At 33.3% G+C, this 22,685-nt stretch carries 22 protein-coding genes and 1 tRNA gene; 19 read left to right on the plus strand and 4 right to left on the minus strand.

The window, feature by feature from the left end:
- Positions 1–386 precede the first annotated feature (386 nt).
- The 6 genes from QTL86_RS04090 (at position 387) to QTL86_RS04115 (ending at position 7,465) form a co-directional block, all read left to right on the plus strand.
- Positions 387–2,495 (plus strand): family 2 glycosyl transferase, encoded by a 2,109-nt coding sequence (locus QTL86_RS04090; protein ID WP_410496579.1) that lies wholly within the window; start codon positions 387–389, stop codon positions 2,493–2,495.
- A 31-nt stretch (positions 2,496–2,526) separates the two neighbouring features.
- Complete coding sequence (locus QTL86_RS04095) at positions 2,527–3,648, plus strand: HEAT repeat domain-containing protein (RefSeq protein WP_410496580.1); 1,122 nt, start codon at positions 2,527–2,529, stop codon at positions 3,646–3,648.
- 8 nt (positions 3,649–3,656) lie between these two features.
- Positions 3,657–5,048 carry a glycosyltransferase gene (locus QTL86_RS04100; protein ID WP_410496581.1) on the plus strand — a complete coding sequence of 464 codons (1,392 nt, stop codon included), beginning with the start codon at positions 3,657–3,659 and terminating at the stop codon, positions 5,046–5,048.
- A 138-nt stretch (positions 5,049–5,186) separates the two neighbouring features.
- Positions 5,187–5,903 carry an ABC transporter ATP-binding protein gene (locus tag QTL86_RS04105; protein ID WP_127067069.1) on the plus strand — a complete coding sequence of 239 codons (717 nt, stop codon included), beginning with the start codon at positions 5,187–5,189 and terminating at the stop codon, positions 5,901–5,903.
- A gap of 4 nt (positions 5,904–5,907) precedes the next feature.
- Positions 5,908–6,588 carry an ABC transporter permease gene (locus QTL86_RS04110; RefSeq protein ID WP_410496582.1) on the plus strand — a complete coding sequence of 227 codons (681 nt, stop codon included), beginning with the start codon at positions 5,908–5,910 and terminating at the stop codon, positions 6,586–6,588.
- A 208-nt stretch (positions 6,589–6,796) separates the two neighbouring features.
- A complete protein-coding gene (locus QTL86_RS04115; RefSeq protein WP_410496583.1) occupies positions 6,797–7,465 on the plus strand; it encodes an HAD family hydrolase in 669 nt (222 codons plus the stop codon).
- 25 nt (positions 7,466–7,490) lie between these two features.
- Here QTL86_RS04115 and QTL86_RS04120 read toward each other — a convergent pair whose 3' ends face one another.
- Entirely contained in the window at positions 7,491–8,402 is a 912-nt protein-coding gene (locus tag QTL86_RS04120) for a LysR family transcriptional regulator (protein ID WP_410496584.1), read from the minus strand.
- 165 nt (positions 8,403–8,567) lie between these two features.
- Between QTL86_RS04120 and QTL86_RS04125 the strand changes: the two genes are divergently transcribed.
- Together QTL86_RS04125 and QTL86_RS04130 are read left to right on the plus strand one after the other, a co-directional pair.
- On the plus strand, positions 8,568–9,785 hold the full coding sequence (locus QTL86_RS04125) for a cation:proton antiporter (RefSeq protein WP_410496585.1): 1,218 nt from the start codon (positions 8,568–8,570) through the stop codon (positions 9,783–9,785).
- 175 nt (positions 9,786–9,960) lie between these two features.
- Positions 9,961–10,635 (plus strand): ERF family protein, encoded by a 675-nt coding sequence (locus QTL86_RS04130; protein WP_127067065.1) that lies wholly within the window; start codon positions 9,961–9,963, stop codon positions 10,633–10,635.
- 107 nt (positions 10,636–10,742) lie between these two features.
- Here QTL86_RS04130 and dapA read toward each other — a convergent pair whose 3' ends face one another.
- A complete protein-coding gene (gene dapA, locus QTL86_RS04135) occupies positions 10,743–11,621 on the minus strand; it encodes a 4-hydroxy-tetrahydrodipicolinate synthase (protein WP_410496586.1) in 879 nt (292 codons plus the stop codon).
- Positions 11,622–11,808: 187 nt separating this feature from the next.
- Between dapA and QTL86_RS04140 the strand changes: the two genes are divergently transcribed.
- From QTL86_RS04140 to QTL86_RS04160, 5 genes are all read left to right on the plus strand, one after another.
- Positions 11,809–12,759 carry a DnaJ domain-containing protein gene (locus QTL86_RS04140; RefSeq protein ID WP_410496587.1) on the plus strand — a complete coding sequence of 317 codons (951 nt, stop codon included), beginning with the start codon at positions 11,809–11,811 and terminating at the stop codon, positions 12,757–12,759.
- Between the two features lie 62 nt (positions 12,760–12,821).
- Positions 12,822–13,163, plus strand: coding sequence for a single-stranded DNA-binding protein (locus tag QTL86_RS04145; protein ID WP_013657625.1), 342 nt, complete (start codon positions 12,822–12,824; stop codon positions 13,161–13,163).
- A 115-nt stretch (positions 13,164–13,278) separates the two neighbouring features.
- Positions 13,279–13,350, plus strand: a tRNA-Glu gene (locus QTL86_RS04150).
- Between the two features lie 139 nt (positions 13,351–13,489).
- Positions 13,490–14,083 carry a hypothetical protein gene (locus QTL86_RS04155; protein ID WP_410496588.1) on the plus strand — a complete coding sequence of 198 codons (594 nt, stop codon included), beginning with the start codon at positions 13,490–13,492 and terminating at the stop codon, positions 14,081–14,083.
- Positions 14,084–14,114: 31 nt separating this feature from the next.
- Positions 14,115–15,623, plus strand: a complete 1,509-nt coding sequence (locus tag QTL86_RS04160; protein WP_410496589.1) for a hypothetical protein — start codon at positions 14,115–14,117, stop codon at positions 15,621–15,623.
- A gap of 53 nt (positions 15,624–15,676) precedes the next feature.
- Here QTL86_RS04160 and QTL86_RS04165 read toward each other — a convergent pair whose 3' ends face one another.
- Together QTL86_RS04165 and QTL86_RS04170 are read right to left on the minus strand one after the other, a co-directional pair.
- The gene (locus QTL86_RS04165; protein ID WP_410496590.1) at positions 15,677–16,831 is read right to left on the minus strand and encodes a tyrosine-type recombinase/integrase; all 1,155 of its coding nucleotides are present in this window, start codon (positions 16,829–16,831) and stop codon (positions 15,677–15,679) included.
- Positions 16,832–17,365, minus strand: a complete 534-nt coding sequence (locus QTL86_RS04170) for a helix-turn-helix domain-containing protein (RefSeq protein ID WP_410496591.1) — start codon at positions 17,363–17,365, stop codon at positions 16,832–16,834.
- Between the two features lie 147 nt (positions 17,366–17,512).
- Between QTL86_RS04170 and QTL86_RS04175 the strand changes: the two genes are divergently transcribed.
- The 6 genes from QTL86_RS04175 to QTL86_RS04200 all read left to right on the plus strand — a co-directional run bounded on the left by QTL86_RS04175 (position 17,513) and on the right by QTL86_RS04200 (position 22,647).
- On the plus strand, positions 17,513–17,713 hold the full coding sequence (locus tag QTL86_RS04175; protein WP_410496592.1) for a helix-turn-helix domain-containing protein: 201 nt from the start codon (positions 17,513–17,515) through the stop codon (positions 17,711–17,713).
- A gap of 7 nt (positions 17,714–17,720) precedes the next feature.
- The gene (locus tag QTL86_RS04180) at positions 17,721–17,897 is read left to right on the plus strand and encodes a helix-turn-helix transcriptional regulator (protein ID WP_410496593.1); all 177 of its coding nucleotides are present in this window, start codon (positions 17,721–17,723) and stop codon (positions 17,895–17,897) included.
- 43 nt (positions 17,898–17,940) lie between these two features.
- Entirely contained in the window at positions 17,941–20,130 is a 2,190-nt protein-coding gene (locus tag QTL86_RS04185; RefSeq protein WP_410496594.1) for a phage/plasmid primase, P4 family, read from the plus strand.
- 306 nt (positions 20,131–20,436) lie between these two features.
- Complete coding sequence (locus QTL86_RS04190; RefSeq protein ID WP_410496595.1) at positions 20,437–21,087, plus strand: hypothetical protein; 651 nt, start codon at positions 20,437–20,439, stop codon at positions 21,085–21,087.
- A gap of 276 nt (positions 21,088–21,363) precedes the next feature.
- Positions 21,364–21,750 carry a hypothetical protein gene (locus QTL86_RS04195; protein WP_410496596.1) on the plus strand — a complete coding sequence of 129 codons (387 nt, stop codon included), beginning with the start codon at positions 21,364–21,366 and terminating at the stop codon, positions 21,748–21,750.
- A gap of 153 nt (positions 21,751–21,903) precedes the next feature.
- A complete protein-coding gene (locus tag QTL86_RS04200; protein WP_410496597.1) occupies positions 21,904–22,647 on the plus strand; it encodes a hypothetical protein in 744 nt (247 codons plus the stop codon).
- Positions 22,648–22,685: the final 38 nt, after the last annotated feature.

Genomic DNA, 22,685 nt, shown 5'->3' on the forward strand with positions numbered 1-22,685 from the left:
AATGTGCATATTTATAAAACTATATAAAATAGTTATTATATTAATTGATGTAATATACTATATATCTTTATAGTTACTATTTAAAAGGATTTAGAAACAGTAGCTCAAGTACTTGATAAAATACCCAAAATAAATATGATTTCTAGGGTAATTAGGATAAAGTATTAGAAAAATATCATAATGAACAAAACTTACCATAAGTAAAATATAAATATAAACTAAGTTAAAATATCAAATAACATTAAAGTAAAAATAGTACGTTAATTTGTTCACTTAAGGGCTACGAATGCTTGAAAAATCGAAGTTTTAGTTCTTTTTATTTTACATCCTATTTCAAAGAAGAGTTTGCTATAATGAGTCGTTAGGAGCACAAAAGGAGAGTAAAAATGAAGAAGTATGTAACAATAGGGATTGTGCTTTTATGCACAGTATGGCTTATAGGAGAAGTAATTATGAGACAAGAAAGACGTCCTTTATTAAATAAAGAAGAGTGTGTTAGTCAGGTAGCAAGAGCAAATGGAGATTACTTGGAAATTTATAAAGAGGATAATTGGGAAAAGCTGTTTCTAAAGGGTGTTAATTTAGGAACAACAAAACCAGGTTATTATCCTGGTGAATTTGGAGTTACTAAAAAAGAGTATTTAAAGTGGTTTCGTCAGATCCAAGAAATGAATGCTAATGTGATTCGTGTGTATACCCTTCAAATGCCAGCTTTTTATGAGGCACTAGCAGAGTATAACCGTAAGGCAAAAGAACCACTTTACTTATTACAAGGTGTCTGGATAGATGAAGAGTTAATGCAGGAAAAGATGGATGCTTTTGATGAAGAACTTATGGAAAGCTTTAAGCAAGAAGTGAGTAACATTATTGATGTACTACATGGGAATGCAGAGATAGAAGCTAAAAAGGGAAGGGGTTATGGCACTTATAACCAAGATGTTTCACCTTATGTAGTAGGTTATATTTTAGGAATTGAATGGGATCCTTACTTTGTACAAACAACTAATCAGTTACATTGGGGTAAAGGAGACTTTACAGGCGAATATATATATACACAAAAAGCAAGACCTACAGAGTTGTTTTTTGCCCAGATGCTAGAGCATACCATTGCTTATGAAACAAGAACCTATCAAATGCAAAAACCAGTAGCTATTACTAATTGGTTAACCACGGATCCATTTGACCAAGCTAATGATATTGACGAAGCCAATCGTATCGTTACCATAGATACAGAAACAATTAAAAGTCAGGATACTTTTAAAAGTGGACTATTTAATAGCTATCATATTTATCCATACTATCCAGATTTCTTAAACTATGATCCTCAATATATTACACCTGCCAAGGAAGATGCACAGGTAAATAGTTATAGAGTGTATTTAAAGCAGTTAAAAGCTCACCATACAGGACCAGTCATTGTTTCAGAGTTTGGGGTACCTACATCTAGAGGAATTACTCATATAGATACTCATCGTGGTTTTAATCAAGGGCTGGTGAGCGAAAAGGAACAAGGGGAGATGAATGCTTCTATGTTACAAGATATCTATGAGGAAGATTATGCTGGTGCTATTATTTTTTCATGGCAGGATGAGTGGTTTAAAAGAACATGGAATACCATGGATTTAGATGAAGCAGATAATAGAGCTTACTGGCATGACCGCCTAACTAATGAACAATGTTTTGGCCTTTTAAGTTTTGAACCAGGAAAAGAAGGGGAGGGCGTTTTTTTAGATGGGAAGGTAAATGATTGGGATAAGAAGGATCTGGTAGGAAGAGCAGAGGACCTATCTTTATATATGAGAAGTGATGCAGCTTTTGTTTACTTAAGGATTCATAAAGATCAGTTGGATTTATCAAAAGAAGAACTACTTATTCCTATTGATATCACACCACGTTCAGGTGCTTATGGATTAGAAGGCTATGAAGTCACCTTTAACGAAGGTACTGATTTTATCATTAAACTAACAGGTAATGAGGAAGCTAGTTTATTGGTTCAAGACTATTATGATGCATCTGCTTATTTAAATGAAAAACCTGAAAAACCAGAAGCTACAAGTCAGCATTTTAACGTTTTTAGTCAAGTTGTACTGGGAGAATCCATGTTTCCATTGACAGGAGAAACGATACCTCTAAAAAAAGTGGAGGTTGGTAAGTTGCGAGCAGGAAATACCAATCCTGATTCAGGGCAATATGATTCTTTGGCAGATTTTATAGTCGTAGGAGATGAAATTGAAATGAGAATTCCATGGCTGATGCTCCAAATTTCTAATCCAGGAAAGCATCAAGTCATTGATGATTTTTATCAGACAGATGAAATCAATCATATAACAGTAGAAGAAATGAAAGTAGGTATTTCCGTTATAGAAGAAGGTAAGCTGAGAAGCCAGCTACCCATGCTACCTTATCGTTGGGAAGGTTGGGATTTGCCAGTTTATCATGAGCGACTAAAAAAATCTTATGAGACAATAAAAAAAGCTTTTGCAACTATTTCTTAAAGCTAATAAATAGTAAGGAGGGTGAGAAAATATGACAGCCGTTTATTATATGGGGCTTATACTTGTTTTGGTTGCGATAGGCGTATACGGATATGTACATTTGAGTTATAAGCAGGGTAGCAGCTCTTATAAGAGAATAAAATATTTAGAAGACTCAATAGAAAAAGATTTATATGCGTTTAAACAAACAGGTAGATGTACTAATAAAAAAATAAAGCAAAGCAGTCAAAAGCTTAAAAAAAGGGAGCATAAGCTTGCCTTGCTGACTTATTTATTGGATAAGGTAGAGGAAAACCAAGATAATGTTGTATGGATTCGACAAAGTGAGATTGTAGCACCTTTTATAAGAAGTAGTTCCAATAAAGAATTTAATAAGCTTTTTAAATTACAGTGCATAGAAAAGTTTGGAAGCTTTGAAGACCAAGTTTATATAGAATCTTTAGCTTATGACGATTCTCTTTATATTCGTATCAGTCGTTTAAAAGCTTTAGCAGCTATAGGTGCTACTGAAGCTTTACTAAAAGGGATTAAACAATTAAAAATTGAAGAACCCACTATAGATGATAAGATTCTCATTGAATGTTTATTAAATTATAAAGGAGAAAACGTAGCATTTACTAAAGAAATGATATTACAGCTAGAAAATCAAGATAAGCAATTGTCCCCTATTATGATTGCTTATTTTACTTTAAAAGAAGAAGCAGCAGTGGCTAGGTTAGTAGAAATGTACCTAGTTAGTAATAGCAGTACTATCCAGCTTAAATGCTTATGCATTCTTTACTTTGAAAAAGTGATCTCTAAGTCTGCAGAAGATCATTTAATAGCTCATTTAGCTCATGAGCATGAAGCAATAAGAAAGTTAAGTGCTAAAGCTTTGAAATATTATCAAGATTCAAAAAGTATGTTAGCTTTGAAAAAAGCTATAGACGACCCTTCTTATAAAGTAAGAGAAAGTGCGGCTAAAAGCTTTTATTACAGGATGAATCAAAAGCAAAGCTTGATTAAAGAACACCAAGTCACCATTCAGAACTTATTAGAAGCGGTATTGACAGATGAAGCGCAATTAAAAGCTTATATCATGACGGAAGAAACGAGAAAATCTGAAGAAGAATTAGAGCGCTACCGTCAATTTTTATTAGAACAAATAAGTTAGGAGGCGTTATGGAATTAGAAGGTTTAAAAGAAGTATTAACAGGTGTTGTATTAATTTATACATTTTGTAGTGTAGGAATAGCCGGTTTATTTACCATTATGGCCTATTATCATTTTAAAAGGTATAGACATTACAAAGCCTTTAAACAAGCATTGGTTGTAGAAAAAGGAGAAAACATACCAGTTTCTATTATTGTACCTGCTTATAATGAAGCTATTACAATTACATCAACTATACGTTCACTATTAGCATCAACCTATCAGCAGTATGAAATTATTATAGTAGATGATGGATCTACAGACGATACCTTAAGGGTGTTAGTTGAAGCTTTTCAGATGAAAAAGATTTTTAAACCTACTTTAAAAGCTATAGAAACACAGCCTGTTATTGAAGTTTATGGAAGTGAGCAAGAAGGTGTTAACCTCATTTTAATTCATAAAGAAAATGGGGGAAAAGCAGATTGCTTAAATGCAGGGATTAACTATGCTCAGTATGATATATTTGTAGGTATTGATGCAGATTGTATTTTACAAAAAGATGCTTTAAAAGAACTCATAGTACCGTTTATTGAAAACAAACAAACATTAGCAGTAGGTGGCAATATTAAGATTGCTAATGATGTTACTTTTAAAGAAGGAGAAATCGTAGCTAAGCAGAAACCAAAGAACTTATTAGTTGGTTTTCAAATGCTAGAGTACAAAAGAGCTTTTTTAACAAGTCGTATAGGATGGGACTTTATGAATATGAATCTCATTATTTCAGGGGCATTTGGTGCTTTTCAAAAATCAGCCGTTATTGAAGTAGGTGGGTATAAAACAAAGACTATAGGTGAAGATATGGAGCTAGTCATGAGGCTCCATAGCCATTTCCTAAAAGAAAATAGGCCATACGTGATCAAACAAGTAGCAGATGCTACCTGCTACACACAAGCGCCAGACACCATAAGAGGTTTAGGAACTCAACGAAAGAGGTGGCAAAAGGGCTTGATACAAAGTTTATTTTCCCACCCACAGCTGTTTTTAAGCTGGTGTTGGTTTGGAGCAAAGCTTTATTACATTTTATTTGAACTTATTTCGCCCCTTATAGAAATCTTTGGCATCGTTCTTTTAGTGGTATTAAGCCTATTAGACTTAGTTAATGTCATTTATGTGTTAAAACTGTATGTTTTTTTATTAGTTGCTAATGCTTTTGTGTCTATAGCAGCACTATTATTAGAAGTGTATGCTTTTAAAGAAAAAAACAATGAAAAAGTTATAGGTAGACTCATACTTTTATCTTTAATTGAAACAATGGGTTATCGACAAATTTTAAGCTTTTACCGCTTATTAGGCTTTTTAGGGCATAGGAAAAATGGCCATAAATGGGGAGAAATAAAAAGAAAAGCAATTAAGGAACTTTAAATAAAAAGATGATTTCTTAAAATTAATTTGAAAATTTATAAACTTAATAAAGTGGTTTTAAAAAATTGAATAATTTAAATATTTTGTATATGATATAAGGAGGTTTATTGAAGAAGGAATGAGTTAGGGGGAAAATAAGTGGAGATTATTACCACCAATGATTTATGTAAGCGTATAGGAGACAAGCAAATTATAGACCATGTGAGTATTCATGTGAAACAAGGAGAAATATATGGTTTTCTAGGGCCTAATGGGGCAGGTAAAACAACGCTTATGAGGATGCTATTACATTTAGTAAAAGCAGATAGTGGAAGCATTCAGCTTTTTGGAGAAGAAATTAGTGAAATGCAGCCACGTTTGTTACGTCGCATAGGAAATATGATAGAGTATCCTATTTTTTATAATCATCTTACAGTAAAAGAGAACCTAGAACTCCAATGTAGCTACATGGGAATTGAAGCTGAAGAAAGTGTGGCCAATGCCTTAAAACTTGTACGTTTACAAGGTATGGCAAATGAAAAAGTAAGTCAGTTTTCAGCAGGAATGAGGCAACGCCTAGGCATTGCTAGAGCACTAGTTCATCGTCCAGAACTTCTTATTTTAGATGAACCTGTTAATGGCCTTGATCCTATAGGTATTAAAGATATCAGAGAGTTGCTTAAATTCTTGTGTAGAGAACAGGGAATCACCATTTTAATCTCAAGCCACATTTTATCAGAGATTGAGTTAATAGCAGATACCATTGGTTGCATTAAAGGCGGGCAGTTATTAGAAGAAGTAGCACTAGCAGATATTAAAGCAAATGAGCAGACATCCTTGGAAGAACACTTTTTGAATGTATTATCAAGGGGGTAGGGCAATGAAACAGTTATTATTGCTGGAAATGAAAAAAAATAATTTCAAGCAAATTGTAATGGGAGGGCTATTAACAAGTGGTATTTTATTAATTTATTTAATTATGTCAGGGGTATTAATGGAGGGAAACTATAAGGATTATACGAGCTATTTCTCCAATGTCATTGCTTATAATAAAATTGTTTTTACTATTTTTGCAGGACTATTAATCATCCGTATGTTTAGTGAAGAAATAAATAGTAAGTCAATTAGTATTTTATTCACGTATCCACTTTCTCGTAAACGTTTGTTAGTAGTAAAAGTTATTCTTGTTATAAGTGTAACCATGCCTCTCATGTTTTTGAGCATGTTACTTCATTTTATTGTGCTTGCTATTTTAAACCTAGCATTAGGTTTTGCTCAAGGGAGTATGAGTATAAGTTTTTTTGTAAGCTATATAGTAGCCAGTTTGCTTCATAGTGCTTTTGCAAGTTTGGCAGCATTAATACCATTGATGTGTGATGTAAAATGGATTTCTTCTCAAAAAACCTTAATTGGTTCGGCTGTATTAGCCATTTTTCTTTATAGTATTAAGGGAAGTAGTTTATTTGGAATAGCACTTATTTTGGTTGTTTTAGCTGCGGGCTTGGGTATACTTTTAACCAGACGAGCCATTGCTGTTGTAGTGGATATGGATATTATGTAAGGATAGAGTGTTTAGTACATAAAAGAAAGATGTACTAAGCACCCTTTTTATTAAATAGGCCTTCAACGCAAATGCAGGTACTTGTTTACATTTTGAGTTACCCAATATAAAAGATACTGAATGATGGGTTTCACTCCTCTTGAACTATTGTTATACTAATAAGGTAATAAAAGCAGATTCATGTAGAAAAATAGGAGGAGGAAATATAGTGAGACCAGAGCTTGTCATTTTTGATATGGATGGATTGATGTTTGACACAGAACGTGTTTACTATGAAGCATGGGAGCAGGCAGCTAAGTTTTATGGTTATGAATTTAATTGGGATATTTATATTCAGTTAGTAGCTAGAAATAGTAGAACCATTGGCATGATCTTAAGAAAGATTTATGGAGAAGATTTTCCGTATGAGGAAGCAAGTCAAAAGAAAAGAGAGCTAGCAGACCAAATACTTGAAAAACAAGGAATAACGAAAAAAGCTGGACTGATGGAGCTTTTAGATTTTTTAGAAGCAGAAGGCATTTCTAAGGCAGTAGCTACTTCTAGCACTAGAGAAAAGGCTTTAGCTTATTTAAGCTTAGGTGGTGTAAAGGAACGCTTTGATCATATTGTATGTGGCTCAGATGTAGTGGAATCTAAACCTAACCCTGAGATTTTTCAAGTAGCGGCTCAGGCATTACAAAAAATACCTGAGAAGTGTATGGTTTTAGAAGATTCTAAAATGGGAATTAAAGCAGCTAAAGCAGCCGGGATGTATGGTGTTTTAATCCCTGACTTAGTCAAAGCTGATGATGAAATGAGGGAAGATGCAAGTTTTATTGTATCAAGTCTTCATGAAGTGATTGATTTAATTAAAAACGAAAAGCAAGTAGTGAAATAAGTCACTGCTTGCTTTTTTAGCTTCTTTAAGAAGTCCTTATAATGTGTTTGTATTCTGTATTAATATATTGTACGAAGCTTTCTAAAAATAAATCTGTAATAGGAGAAGTAGGTAAATCTTTTGGAAGTAGGGAAGAAAATGCAATTTTATAGGAAGTATTAAGCTGAAGTACTTGAATAGTAGTTAAGGAGCCAAGCTGTTTAATCATAGATTTTGGAATCATAGCAATTCCTAACCCATTTTTCACGGCTTCCTTAATGGCATAATTACTACTTAAAACCAATTTACTTTTAGGAATGATTTGATGAGCCACTAAAAAAGCATCTAAAGCTTCTCTAAGACCAGAACCATGCTCTCTTGTCAACCAGCGTTGTTTATGGAGAAGATGAGAAGCTAATAACTCTTCATTAAAGAGATAGCTGCTAGGAGCAATAAGAACGAGCTGGTCTTCAAAAAAGCATTTTTGTTTAAAGGAAGGAATAGAAAGTACACCTTCTACTAAGGCTACATCAAGTTGCAAAGTTTTCATCTTACTAGTAATCTCAGCTGTATTACCAATAGATACTTCGATGTTAATATCTTGATAGTGGTTACAAAAATCCGCTAAAAAAGAAGGAAGCAGATATTCACCAATGGTAGAAGTGGCACCAATTTTAAGATGGCCCTTAAAAGAACTATTAATATGATGGAGTTCTTCTTTGGTAGTATCAAGCAATGACAGAAGCTGCTTACTTCTCTTATAAAGCAAATGCCCGCTTTCAGTAATCATAATCTTTTTAGGTTTCATAGAACGCGTAATAAGGAGTGTATTAAAATAAGATTCTAAATGCTTAATATGTACACTCACACTAGGCTGAGATAAATTGACCTTCTCTGCAGCTTTAGTAAAACTCTTTTCTTCTACGACAGCAATAAAAGTTTTGAGTTCCTCTAGCATAGTTTTGTCTCCTTTATTATTAAAAAAATTAATCGATAGTATATAAATTATTTATTTTACTTATGACCTAGATATTATTATACTAAATTTTGCTTAGATAAACGAGCCAAATTATAGTATTTTATAGCATGTCATAGGGAACATGCAGAGCAGGAGAGGAAACATATGTCATATCATTACTTACTTGACTTAGCCATTATTTTAATGAGTACTAAAATATTAGGCTTAGTTACTAAAAAATTTCATATGCCACAAGTGGTTGGAGCACTTTTAGCAGGACTTATATTAGGACCAGCTATGCTCAATATAATACAAGAAACAGAATTTATTAAGCAAACGGCAGAATTAGGGGTAATTGCCCTTATGTTTGCAGCAGGTCTTGAAACAGATATTAAAGAAATGAAAAAGACAGGTAAAGCTTCTATTATTATCGCATTATTTGGTGTAATCATACCGCTTCTAGGCGGACTTGCTGTGGCGGCACTTTTAAATACAAAGGAGTTTGCTGTACCAGAAACACCTATGATTTTACAAAATATTTTTGTAGGGATTATTTTAACAGCTACCTCTGTAAGTATTACTGTAGAAACACTAAAGGAGATGGGTAAACTTTCTACACCAGTAGGAAATGCTATTTTAGGAGCAGCTTTAATTGATGATATACTAGGGATTATTGCATTAACTTTAATTACAAGTTTAGCAGATACAAGTGTTAATGTAGGGATTGTATTATTAAAAATTGCTTTATTCTTTGTATTTTCAGGAATTATTGGTTTTGGATTCTATAGATTCTTTAGAAAATGGACTATGAAAGATGATGAAGACCGTCGCCGTTATGTCATTATTGCTTTTGTATTTTGCTTACTTTTAGCGTATATTGCAGAAGAAGTGTTTGGTGTGGCTGATATTACAGGTGCTTTTCTAGCAGGACTTATTATTTCTAATACAATAAAAAGAGATTATATTAGTCATCGTTTTGAAACCATGTCTTATTTACTTCTTTCACCGGTATTCTTTGCTAGTATTGGCTTAACAGTAGAAATAGAGCAAATGTCAATACAACTCATGATCTTTGCAGGAGCATTATTAATAGTGGCTATTTTAACAAAGATCATAGGATGTGGTATAGGTGCTAAATTTTGTGGCTATTCAGGTAAGGAGGCTTTACAAATAGGTACTGGAATGATTTCAAGGGGTGAGGTAGCCCTGATTGTAGCAAGTAAGGGAGCTAGCCTAGGTTTGTTAAGTACGGTACTATTTGGACCTATTGTTATTATGGTAGTTGTAACTACTATCTTAACCCCTATTTTGCTTAAAATGGTTTTCAAAAACTCAGAAGTTGAAAATAGAAGGACTGAAAAAAAGACAGTAAAAGTTGCTTAAAATAAAAAACTAATAAATGATTTTAAATAAAAAAACATCTTAACATTTTGTGTTAAGGTGTTTTTTATTTTGACAAGGATTTCTTGTTATAAGCTTTTTGAAGTTGCAAAAGCTATAAGTAAGCCAATTTAAAAATGCAGCAGAAACTACAAAGGAATAAGAAAGGAGGGCAAAAATGAGAAAGAGTGATAGTATTAAACAAATTGGTAGTGCTTTAGCTAAGTTTAATGGTGAAATTACTAGCATTGCCAAGGATGCAGAAAATCCACAATTTAAAAGTGAATATGTGACCTTAGATGCTTTAATCGAAGCTACAAGGCCTATTTTACAAGCCAATGGCTTATCCATCTTGCAATTTCCTTTAACTAGGGAGGATGGTCAAATAGGTGTTCAAACGGTGCTACTTCATGATAGTGGTGAATTTATTGAGAGTGAACCACTTTATATGTTACCTACGAGGATAGCTAAAGGGGGAGGCTATGAAATTGCCAAAGACCCTCAAGCAGCGGGAAGTGTTATTAGCTACTTAAGAAGATATTCTTATCAGGCGATTTTAAACTTAAATACAGGTGAAGATGATGATGCCAATAAAGCAACAAAGGGGCAAGAAAAAGAACCTGTGAGGGGCATAGCCATTAAAGAAGAAATCAGCATGTCACCAGAAGCAGCAGGAGCAGTAGTTATTCCCTTTGGCAATAAACATCGAGGAGAAACTTTAAAACAAGTTTATAAAACAGATAAAAGTTATTTTGATTGGTTAAGTGAGAAATCAAAAGATCCTATGATTAAAAAAGCCTGCGATATTATTGTAGAGGCAGTTAAAAGTAATCAAATTGAAAATAGCAAATAACTTATTTTAAAAAGTGAAAATGCTATTAGGATTGACATAAAAAAATCAAGAGGGCCTAGGCTCTCTTGATTTTTTGTAAAAATTAGAGCTTAAAGTAAAGATAAGGACTAAATTAAACCATAAGCTTTTAAGGTACGAGATAAAAATTCTTTATTAACAGGCTCCATAGGTACTAATGGTAATCTGCAATTACCGACTCCCATACCCATCATATTCATAGCTTCTTTAACAGGACTTGGACTTGCTTCAATAAAGAGAGCATGAACTAAGTCTAATACACCAAGCTGAAGTTCACGACTACCTTCAATATCGCCAGCCATAAATTTTGCTACTATATCATGAGTATCACGAGGGATAATGTTAGCCATAACAGAGATAACACCTAAGCCTCCCATGGCTAATAGAGGGAGGACATTAGCATCTTCTCCTGAGTAGATGGCAAAATCAGGGCCACAAAGCTTACGAATCTCGCCAACATGAGTGAAATTACACTCTTTAATACCTACGATGTTTTCGATTTCTGAAAGTGCTTTAACAGTAGTTGGTGCCATATCTAAAACTGTACGTCCCGGTACATTATAAAGAATAATAGGGAGGTTAGTACTGCTTGCAATAGCCTTAAAATGTTCATAAAGTCCTTTTTGCGTGGTCTTATTATAATAAGGTACCACAGATAAAAGAGCGTCAGCACCGACTTCTTCTGCATATTGACTAGTGCCAATGGCATGACGTGTATCGTTGCTACCAGCACCGGCAATAACAGGAATACGTCCGTTTACTTGCTCTACGCAACATTTAATAAGGGCCTTGTGTTCATCCATAGGTAAAGTAGCAGATTCACCAGTAGTACCACAAACAATAATGGCGTCTGTACCTTCAGCAATATGCCATTCAATGAGTTCTTTGAATTTATCAAAATCTACACCTTGTTCATTAAAAGGCGTAATAATGGCTACACCAGATCCAGTAAAAATAGGTTTTTTCATTATATTTCCTCCAAAACGACTTAATACATAAGTCTATTATACGACTTTCATCAGAAATTAACAACGATATGAGAAAGTAGTAAAGAGTTCTACTTTATCATATTAACAAAGAAAGTTTAAGGTGCACGCTTTTCATCGACAATTCTTGCCAAGGATTAGCAGAACATAATGCATATTAGCTTTAAATATGATAAAATGGGACAATAGATTTTATAGAAGAAGGGTGTTAGGTGACACGATGTTTATAGTTGACTTTTTGATGGAGCTTTTGGGTCTTGGAATGAGCCTTTTTTTATGGCTGATTAAGTTTGCTTTAGCAGGCTTAGTAGGTGCCATTGCTTATTTTAAAGGGAGAAATAGCTGGATATGGGCAGGATTAACGTTAATTTTACCTTGGCCATTTCCAATTTTTATACTGATAGGTATTTGCTATATGCCTAAAAAATATCCTAAATTGCCAAAGGAAATCAGGGATGAACCAGCTTTTAAAGATAAAAATCCTGTCATTGCTTCAATGATGGCTTTATCAGCTATGATTGCTAAGTCAGATGGTAGTGTAACAAAAGATGAAATTCATTTTATAAAGCAGTTTATAGCAGGGCATTTTGGAATGAGTGCATCAGAGCTCAATAGCTATGCTGAAGCTTTTGATTATGGTAAAGATCATCCTGAGCATTATCAAATTTTTACCCAAGTGGTCAAGACTTATTATGGTCATCGCCGAGATATTATTTTAGCATTAGCCTATCTATTCATAGGTATTGCTATGCAAGGTGGAGATACCAATACTGCTAAAGAAAATATGACAAGACAAATTTTATTAGACCTAGGTATTTCAGCTTATGAATACCAAGCTATTAGAGCAGCCTTTACTGGAGAAAGCTATGGCTACCAAGGTGGAGGCAATCCAGGTATGCAAAGCAGAGAAGATTTGGTGAAAAAATATTCTGAAGTATTAGGTGTTAGTCCTGATGCAAGTCTATCAGAAATCAAGAAAGCTTATAGAAAGCTTGTTAAAGAATATCATCCAGATAAATTAGCTTCTGGTAGCGTTCCAGAAGATTATATTGCTTTTGCTAATCAAAAAATTCGCGATATCAATGAGGCTTATGAATATTTAGAAAAAGTTAAGAGTTAAGCAGGAAAAGTGTATAATATTTGAAAAAGTGAGTATACTCCTAAAAACAAAGGAGGTACACTATGAATCAAGTGAATTTAATGGGCAATGTTACTAGGGATTTAGAACTTAAAGAATCTGCAACACATCATAAATATGTGCAATTTGTTTTAGCAGTGAATCCAATAGGAAGCAAGGATAGATCAGCAGACTTTATTAATATGGTAGCCTTCGGTACTCAAGCTGAACGTCTATCCAGTTATGTGCAAAAGGGCACCAAATTAGCTGTATCAGGCCATTTAGCAAGTGAATCATATGTTAATAAGGATGGCGCTCAAAGGACAAGCACTAATGTGGTTATAGAAACCTTTGAACTTGTGGGTAAAAACAAGTCTAAAGTAAAGGAAGAAGCCGTAGAAGCTTAACCTAATACTAGAGGGGCTAATAGCCTTTCTAGTATTTTTTACTTAAACATAAAATAAAAAATATTTATTTGATATTGAAAAAAATAAAACAGTGTGGTAAACTAATACATGTTCCGGCCCATTGGTCAAGCGGTCAAGACGTCACCCTCTCACGGTGAAATCATGGGTTCGATTCCCGTATGGGTCATGCTTAGAACGACAAGGAGTCCAGCTAGAGATAGTTGGGCTCTTTTTGCATTAACTGCAAATAAACTGCAAATTTTGGTTTTACTTTTATAAAGCACACTTTATTTTATTTATAGTAAATGGGGGGGATACTAAAGATTATGTTAGAAAATGTAGGCGCGGTAGTTGATTTGATAGGTGGGGTACAGACAATATTTTCGGCACAAAATGAGGTCAATGAGAGCACAAAAATAAGACAAAACTGTTTAGTATTACGTGAATGTAAAGCAAAATTATTTAACTCAGATAATCCATATTCTGAACTAGACGAGAGTACATTTTCATTACTGAATTACAATGACTATGGTTATGGATGGATGAATATAGAATTTTGTTTTGATATGGTAGAGATGTATGCCTATGCACCATTTTATGCAGGATGTTTTGCTATAAGGACTAATAATGGTATTACATCTAAGTTGAATGGGCATCCTAAATCTAAGTGTGCATCTAAAATAAACTGCAATAATCAGATTGTTGTAGGTATTACATATTATTTTCGAGATGAGGAAGAGAGAACAAAGATACTTAGTGCATCTAAGATAGCTATTGAAGGAAATATTGCGTTTAAGAAAAAGAAACCAGTATATGGAGTTTTATGTTTTTTAGCCAAAAAAGAAGATGGATGGCATATGGAGGAATCTAATACTTTATTAAGGTTAGATGGGGTTAAGATCACTAATCTAATTCATTAATGCTTAGATTGATAATCATAGTAATCCTATTATGGGGGATGAGTATTTGCTAGGGGAAAATCATTATTGTACTTATGGTGATATTGGTAGAATTTTAAATAGATATAGTTTTGAAGAAAAAATGCGTATATGTCATAAATATTCACATAAATTAGTTGATGTTAATGGAGCTATTAACATAGAGAAAATGTTAAGGTTAAGGATTCCATATCCTTGGGAATTAGAGACTTTTGTATTGTTGGCTATTACATCAAATAAGGAATATAATAACAATAATTTCGATGGTAAAGAAGAAAATAAGTTTATACATATGATTAATGCTATTCGAGATTATGCACCTAAAAATTTGGACGAAAATGGATTGGCAATGATGCTTGTAAGTTTGGGATTAAATCAATTTTATCCACAAGAATGTTTCTATTATAGGCTATTTAAATATAGTTATATATTAAATTATAAAAGTGAAAATGTTGATGTACAAAAATGCTTTATTGATAAGTTTGGCGTTGGTTTTAATGAATTTATGGAACTTGGGTATTTTTTAAATACTATCTATAGTATTCCTGACAAAGCTGATATTAATAAAATTGTAAACTATGTACTGAATGAGTTCTATCCTAATGCATATAGTGCTTTATCAATTACAAGAGATGAATATATTAGACAATTAAAGTTAGTGACAGATAAACCAGAGTTATATATATATTGCCTGAGACCTTCGTATACCTATGCATTTATTCAAGAAAATAATTATGTTTATTTTCCTTTGCCACATCTTATTAAGAGAAATGTTTCTTCATCGTTATTATATAGGATTACGCAGAATAATGATTCATTGCGACAAAAGATTGGTAAAGAGGTTCTAGAAAATTACTTGTATGAGCTGCTAAAAAATTCTATGTCATATGATGAAATATTTAAAGAGGTTGATTATGAAAAATCAAAGCAAGATACTGGAAAATCGTTAGATGTTCTATTAAGAGAAAAGGACCAGTATTTATTAATTGACAGTAAATCTTCTGTACCAAGTATTGGCTTAAGAGTAATGGATAAAAGAAGTTTCGATAAAACCATAGATATTATGGGTAAAATAATTGTCCAGATCTATAATCAGCTAACTAAAGCATTCGGAATAAAATATAATCCGTTTATTTCAGATATAAAAATTACAAGGGAAAATACATGGGGTATAGCAGCAATATTGGAAGATAATTATATTCCACGGCATTTAATTTATGAAAATGCAGCTCAAAAGTTAAAGATTGAGATTGGGTCATCAGCATACATATGGATGAGTAATCATATAAAAATTGTTAGTTTTTATGACATTGAAAGATTTTCACTTATTGGTGCTTCTATAATTGAGGCATTAATCGATCAGGAGAAACGTGGAGAATATAATAGTTTTTCGTTAGGGGAATTACCTCATTGTCAGGGGAAGATAGTAAATCAAGAGTATTTAAGATTTAGAGAAGATAATTCTAAACTATTCCTTAAAACTGTAAATAAACTTTGTGACATGGGATTTATTACTAGATGACAGTGAAAAATCTATTCTATAAAAATAAGCTCAGTTAAAGTGTACTGAGCCTTTTAATAAGTAAAGATTTGATTAATTGTAGTAGCTACTTCTCTTTTACTATCATCTAATACATGACTATAGATGTTATAAGTTGTAGTAATATTTTTATGGCCTAATATATCGCTTACATATTTTATATTTACATTGTTTTCAAGTAGTCTAGTGGCTAACGTATGCCTTAAAGCATGAATGCCTACACCGTAGGTAGTTGTTTCAGAGTCATCCTTAATAAGCGTATTAGGATTGATTTTAGCAGCAGCACAGATCCTATCATGCATATGATTAACCGTAGATTCATTGGTCTCAAATACTAGACCATTAGATTTTTCAATACATTTTAGTTCATTAATAAGGATATCAGGTATATAAATGAGCCTGATACCTTTTTTAGTTTTAGGTTCTTTAATCACATCCTTAACAGTAAAGGTGCCATCATCACTGTAGACTCTTGAACGTTTCATGCTCTCCTTAATAGTGATAGTCCCTTTATCTAAGTCCACATTTTCCCATTTAAGTGCAAGGATTTCTCCTAGTCTCATACCAGTATAGAGAGCTAGACGAAGGAAGAGACCATTTGGTTCTTCTTTGGAGGCTTCTATATAGCGTAATTGTTCTTCAGTAGTTAGTATTTTGATCTCTTTGGCTTCTTTAGCAGTTTTAGGGATGATGATACCATCCATAGGATTATGCCTAATGAAGTTATTATGAATGGCTGATTTAAAAGCCTTATTTAATAGGTTTTTTATTTTTTGTAAGGTGGCTTTTGCCTTATCAGTTTTATTGTTGAAATATCGTTGTATTTGTGTATGTGTAATGGATTGTAAGCCTATGTCACCAATAGCACTATCTTTTATATGCACCTCATATAGATTAACATAGCGGTGAAATGTAGTAGGTGCGACTTCATGAATCACATGAACAAATAAGAACTGATAAACCCATTCAGAGAGCGTTACAGTTGTTTTATCCAGTGGTTTACCATTAAGTGCCACATCCATTTTATAAGCATCTACTTTTGCTTTTAATTCTTTTTTAGTTTTGGCTCTAAAATATTTGTATTTTTTAGTACCGTTAGCATTTCGCATACCTGTATCAACGGTAGCAGTATAGAGTCCGTCTGCATTTTGTCCTTTCTTTTTAGTCTTTTCTTGTGTAGCTTTGGTCATTTAATCCTCCTGTTCTTCATTAAATTGATTAAGTTTATATCCAATAAAATCATCAATTGCTTTGACAATTTCTTTATGTTGTGGGTCATTAATATATCTTGCAGGATTAGCAACTATACATAGCTTATTGAGCAGTTTATTCATCCCATCAACATAATCAGTATAGTCAAACCAGTCAGAAGGAACATTATGCTGATTAGAAACATTATCTGTTACGTTTTGAACTAGAAATTCTAGATTTTCTGCAAGTAGATGCACCTTAGTATTAGGTATACTTGTTAATAATAAGAGATTATTGGCAGTATTTGTAATTGCTTTTTGCTCAAAAAAAGAAGCTGTTGGAGTATCATTTAGTAATTCGTAGGGAGAGACTTCAAGGATAGAGGCTATTTTTTCTATAGTCTTTAAACTGGGTTCTCTTTCTCCACTTTCATATTTTCTTATCGTAATTGCTGCAATACCTACACTATCAGCAAGTTCTTTTTGAGTTAAGTTAAGTTTTTTTCTAGCATTTTTAATATTGGTTCCTAACATATTAGTACACTCCCTTCTATAGTAATTTACCACGAACGATACAGAATGTATACATAAAAGTAAAAAACTAGGTTGACTTGATACAGAATGTATCGTATCATAAAACTATAATGGATACAATATGTATCTCGAAAAGGAGGTGAAAGTTTGAAAATCGATACACATAAGTTGGATATTGAAATGGCTAGAAATTGTTTGTCATTTGAAAAACTATCTACAAGTGCTGGAATATCTAGAACGACATTGCAGCGAATAAAAAGTGGTAGGCAGATAGCAAGACCACAGACTATTGGTAAATTAGCTAAGGCATTAGAAGTAAAAGTAGAAGATTTATTAACAGAGGAGTAAGAGAAAGATGAAATTATTAACACCGAAGCAGACACAAACTATTACTGGATTAAGTACAACAGCAACTTATAATATGTTCTGGTCAAAAGGCTTTCCTAAGATTGTATTAGGTAAAAGGGCATTAAGAGTAGATGAACAGGATTTATATAAGTATTTACAAAGCAAAAAAGAAATTATGCACTAATAATATAAAAAGACATTTAAGGAAGACATTCAGGAGGAAAGATTTGAGGATCGAGGATTTATTAGAAAGGCTAGAAAAGGTAAAAAAGAATGGAGCAGACTCATATATTTGTTGCTGTCCTGCTCATAGAGATAAAGAACCAAGTTTATCAATCAAAGAAACGGATGAACGTATTTTATTACATTGTCATGCAGGATGCAGTCCAGAAATGATTCTAGGCGTTATTGGCTTAGAAATGAAACATCTCTTTAAACAAAACAACACCTATACTCTAACTTGGCGAGAAAAAGTAAAGGTGTGGCAAGATCCTAAAAAGGGTGATTTAAGATTGGAAGCCTTATATCCCTATTATGATGATCAACTGCAAAATGTATTGTACTATAAGGCACGATATGAGGGCAAGGAAATTCGTCATTTTCGTGTAAAGGAAGAAAATGTGATTTGGAAGAATGTTTTTAAGAACATTAATAAGACACTTTATAATAAATCAGCTATTAAGGAAGCCAAAGAACAACAGAAGCCTATCTATTACGTAGAGGGTGAGAAGGATGTCCACACCCTACATCAATTGGGACTTTTAGCCACGACAGCAGGGGGAGCTACTGCATGGGTAGAGGATTTTAAGCAATACTTTGAGAACCTAGATGTAATCATTCTTCAAGATAATGATGAAGCAGGAGGGCAACTGAGTAAGAAAATCTGTGCTGACCTAGCAGCAGTTGCTAAAACCATTAAGGTGGTCGTACCGAGCAAAGCACCACATGGTGATGTGACAGACTACCTAGAAGAAGGACATACCAAGCATGAACTCTTAGAGCTCATTGAGCAAGTAGAGGAGCAAAAGCGAATGAGTGAGCCTTATAAGAATTATCGATTAGATGATACAGATAATGCTCATACGATGGCCTTAATGTACAAAGATAGACTTTGCTTTGCCTATGATATGAATAAATGGTATCTATACAATGGCATTAAGTGGGAAGAAGATAGAGTAGATGGTGTCAGAATACTGGCTGGTGAAATGATTGAACGTATGGGGCATGACTTTGATTTAATCTTAAGTAAAATGCCAGAGGGCAGAGAGAAAAAGAAACAAACTTTCTTATACAATATGCACCTTAAAAATTGTAGAAGTTATAGAGGAAAGAGTTCTATTTTGAATGAGACCAAGCATTTATTGCCGATTGTGTCTACACACTTCAATCAGCCAAGATACCTTATTAATATGCCTAATGGTACTTACGATATTAATGAAAAGCAGCTTAAAGAACATCGAGCGACAGACTATCTTTCGCAAGTCACCAATGTTGCATATGTAGAAAATGTAGCAGCTCCTAATTGGGAAAAATTTATAAAGCAGATTTTCTTAGGGGATAGAGAGTTAATGAGGTATGTTCAAAAAGCCATAGGTTACAGTTTAACAGGCTTTACTCATGAGCAGTGTATGTTTATTGGGTATGGTGATGGAGCCAATGGGAAAGGGGTATTTAAGGACGTTTTGAGTTATATATTGAATGACTATGTGAAGTGTCCACAGGCAGAAACAATCTCTCAAATTAGACAAGGATCAGAGGCTAGTCCTGACATTGTCAATTTAATGGACGCACGTTTAGTTGTATGCGTAGAAAGTAATAAAGGTGTTCGATTTAACGAAGGATTAATCAAACAGCTTACAGGAGAAGATAAGGTGACAGCAAGACGTTTGTATTGTGAGCCGACTTCTTTTTTACCACAGTTCAAGTTGTGGTTATTTACGAATCATATGCCAGAGGTTGTAGGAACGGATAAAGGGATTTGGAGACGATTAAAGGTCATTCCTTTTAAGCTAGATTTGCCAGAGGAAAAGAAAGATAAGCATTTAAAAGAAAAACTTATGAAAGAAGTAGAGGGCATTTTATGGTGGTGCATTCAAGGTATCCATCTATATTGGGAGGAAGGACTAAAAGAGCCGCCAGCAGTTATTAATCTAGTGCATGAATTTAAAGAAGAAAGTGATACATTAGGTCTTTTTCTTAAAGAGTGTACAATTTCTAAGGAAGGCTCAAAAGTACAAGCAAAGGATTTGTATACCAAATATGTAGAATGGTGTAGAGCAAATAATGAAGTGCCAGATAATAAAACAAGATTTGGCTTAGATATGAAGAAACGCATTCCTAAAGAAAGCGATGGAAGGAATGTTTTTTATAGAGATATAGCATTAGTACTAACAGTCAATCAGTTTGTTAATTGCTAATGTGAGTTAAGAGAGTTTATAGATGGTTTTTCGGTAGTTTAGTAGGTAGAAGAAGTTAGGCATATCAAGGGTTATCGGTAGTAGAGATAGTTAAAAGGATAAGTAGTTTATGTATAGAGCTAATCAATAAGAAGACTTTAAAAGGATAAAATAGCTTATTAGTAAAGCTAGGTTTGAGTGTATACTACCGAAACTAGCTAAGCATATGATAATCAAAGGATTTGAAAGTAACAGCTACCGATTGGACTACCGCAAGAAGCCAGGAAAATGATAACGAAAAAGAAGGACTTGAAAAGGAGCAAAGAAATGAGACTAAAAAGAGACGGAGAATATAAGATAGATACATTGTTTAAGAATAGAGAAGCATTGATTAAAAGCATTTTACCGATACAAAATAAATATGACTATGAAGGAATGTTTAAGGAATACTATGACCTATTAAAAGAGGGAGAATACGATGGATTTCCATTACCAACCAACATCCCAATAGGGAAGAATCTAGAGTATTTCGATAAGCAAATATTTATAACAGATGACAGCTACTATAAAGTAGTATGGTTTATAGATCAGCTTAAAGAGCAAATTAAAGAATATGGCATTAAGCCAGTGGATGTGCCTACAGACTTACTTGTATGGGCAAGTGATACAAATCAAATAGATCCAACTCATGTAGGGGATGTAGCACTAAATGATGAACCAGTTATAGTAGGCATGTTCCCATGCTTAACACCGCCACTTGTATTAATAGATGGTAACCATAGAGTACTGGCGAAAGCTATGAAAGGAGATAGAGCAGTAAAGGCTTATGTGTTGCAACCACAGCAATTAGTAGATACTATTGGCTCAGAGTATATAAGGAAAATAGCCATTATGCATCATAATGTATTTGGTATGCTAAATTATATGGCTGGGAATTTAAGTGAAAAAGCATTTAAAGATGGTTTATTAGTAGTTTAATAATATATAAACGAGGCACCTAGAAATAGGTGTCTATTCTTTTTACTATAAAGTACTGTTAAAGCATATTAATGTAAAAATATATCGTTAATGTAACAAGATATGACAAATATCTGAGGGCTACATATGTTATATTTGAGAGAATAAAAAGAATTAATGGGATTTAGAATGTAGTTGTCTTTGTAGGAGGTGTAACTTACAGATTGGTGATAGTAGTGTAGTGGATTGGTAAATTAGAATTTGTAGTGTAACAATGCATTAGAAAGGAGGTACAACATGTGCCTTTTCAAGTTATTTGAAAAAAAGAATATACCAGAACAGAAGGGGTGGATTGCACGTACTGGCGATAAGGAGTTCTTAGTAGATCCCAAGCATTTTATTGCCTGTATTGATGATGCTTTGACTGATATCGAAGAAGGATATGCAGAGTTTTTTGTCCTGACGCCGCCCAATGCGATCAATCATATTGCTTTTCTTCAAGTTTGCCCAGCCAAGGAATCTGGATTTCTGCACATTGAAGCCGGTCTGGCTAAAAAGGCAAGAAATAGGCGTGTAAAGATACTTGCCTGCGACCATCTTTCTACAGGTGATGTTCTTGACATATTTATAGCTTATTTCAAAGACTCCGTAGTTGACACCAGCGGATGGTACGAACTACTGTAATTCCATCGATAAATTCCAATATATCTATTAGCCTATTAGCTGAAGCTTATCTAGTTGGATAATGTAGCTGTGCTTTGTAGGGTGTGTAACTTACAGATTGGAGATAAAAGTATAAGAGATTGGTAGATTGGATAAGAAAGAAGAGGTTGTAATATGATGTATGAAGATTATATGATACCTATTTCAATAGAACCCTATCGAATAATTAGTAGAGATGAAGATGACACTAGACAACTATTAGTAAACAAAGAACCAACTAAGTGTCCCTTTTGTCATCGTAAAATTGCACCTAAATATCTTGGAACGTTTGATAGAGAAATTTGTGGTGAAAAAATAAAAACTCAGCAAATACAAGTGATTTGTATTTGTCCGTTGAATGACTGTAGGGAGTTGTTTATAGCTAATTATTTAGTAAAAGAAGATGATGATGTAGCCAAAGAAGTATATATAGAACTGCAGAGTGTTTCACCATACATACCTAGCATTAGAAAGTTTGAAACAGTAATTCAAAAATTTTCTCCTGAGTTTGTAGATATCTATAACCAATCCTATAAAGCAGAGCAATTACAATTATCTAGCATTTCAGGGATGGGATATAGAAAAGCCTTAGAATTTTTAATTAAAGACTACTTAATTAAGCAAGTAAAAGTGCAAAATGTTGATGAGATAAAAAAAATGCTTATTGGAAAATGTATTGATCAATATATACAAAATGACAATATAAAGCAGATAGCAAAACGAGCAATTTGGCTTGGAAATGATGAGACCCATTATGAGAGACGGTGGATAGACAAAGATATAAATGATTTAAAACAGTTAATAGATATTACTATTTATTGGATCACAATGACTGAAAAAACTAAAGAGATATTACAATCTATGCCAAATGGTAAATAGGCATTAAATATTTAACTTGCAGATTGGTGATAGTAGTG

It is taken from the genome of Cellulosilyticum sp. ST5 (genome assembly GCF_046529625.1).
Lineage (GTDB): Bacteria > Bacillota > Clostridia > Lachnospirales > Cellulosilyticaceae > Cellulosilyticum > Cellulosilyticum lentocellum.

What these genes read in the sequence shown, in the direction of transcription:
- QTL86_RS04200 (WP_410496597.1), top strand. Translation starts at nt 21,904, where the DNA reads ATGATGTATGAAGATTATATGATACCTATTTCAATAGAACCCTATCGA.
- QTL86_RS04170 (WP_410496591.1), bottom strand. Translation starts at nt 17,365, where the DNA reads ATGTTAGGAACCAATATTAAAAATGCTAGAAAAAAACTTAACTTAACT.
- QTL86_RS04090 (WP_410496579.1), top strand. Translation starts at nt 387, where the DNA reads ATGAAGAAGTATGTAACAATAGGGATTGTGCTTTTATGCACAGTATGG.
- QTL86_RS04120 (WP_410496584.1), bottom strand. Translation starts at nt 8,402, where the DNA reads ATGCTAGAGGAACTCAAAACTTTTATTGCTGTCGTAGAAGAAAAGAGT.
- QTL86_RS04125 (WP_410496585.1), top strand. Translation starts at nt 8,568, where the DNA reads ATGTCATATCATTACTTACTTGACTTAGCCATTATTTTAATGAGTACT.
- dapA (WP_410496586.1), bottom strand. Translation starts at nt 11,621, where the DNA reads ATGAAAAAACCTATTTTTACTGGATCTGGTGTAGCCATTATTACGCCT.
- QTL86_RS04180 (WP_410496593.1), top strand. Translation starts at nt 17,721, where the DNA reads ATGAAATTATTAACACCGAAGCAGACACAAACTATTACTGGATTAAGT.
- QTL86_RS04095 (WP_410496580.1), top strand. Translation starts at nt 2,527, where the DNA reads ATGACAGCCGTTTATTATATGGGGCTTATACTTGTTTTGGTTGCGATA.
- QTL86_RS04145 (WP_013657625.1), top strand. Translation starts at nt 12,822, where the DNA reads ATGAATCAAGTGAATTTAATGGGCAATGTTACTAGGGATTTAGAACTT.
- QTL86_RS04155 (WP_410496588.1), top strand. Translation starts at nt 13,490, where the DNA reads ATGTTAGAAAATGTAGGCGCGGTAGTTGATTTGATAGGTGGGGTACAG.
- QTL86_RS04100 (WP_410496581.1), top strand. Translation starts at nt 3,657, where the DNA reads ATGGAATTAGAAGGTTTAAAAGAAGTATTAACAGGTGTTGTATTAATT.
- QTL86_RS04195 (WP_410496596.1), top strand. Translation starts at nt 21,364, where the DNA reads ATGTGCCTTTTCAAGTTATTTGAAAAAAAGAATATACCAGAACAGAAG.
- QTL86_RS04160 (WP_410496589.1), top strand. Translation starts at nt 14,115, where the DNA reads ATGGGGGATGAGTATTTGCTAGGGGAAAATCATTATTGTACTTATGGT.
- QTL86_RS04165 (WP_410496590.1), bottom strand. Translation starts at nt 16,831, where the DNA reads ATGACCAAAGCTACACAAGAAAAGACTAAAAAGAAAGGACAAAATGCA.
- QTL86_RS04110 (WP_410496582.1), top strand. Translation starts at nt 5,908, where the DNA reads ATGAAACAGTTATTATTGCTGGAAATGAAAAAAAATAATTTCAAGCAA.
- QTL86_RS04140 (WP_410496587.1), top strand. Translation starts at nt 11,809, where the DNA reads ATGATAAAATGGGACAATAGATTTTATAGAAGAAGGGTGTTAGGTGAC.
- QTL86_RS04130 (WP_127067065.1), top strand. Translation starts at nt 9,961, where the DNA reads ATGAGAAAGAGTGATAGTATTAAACAAATTGGTAGTGCTTTAGCTAAG.
- QTL86_RS04190 (WP_410496595.1), top strand. Translation starts at nt 20,437, where the DNA reads ATGAGACTAAAAAGAGACGGAGAATATAAGATAGATACATTGTTTAAG.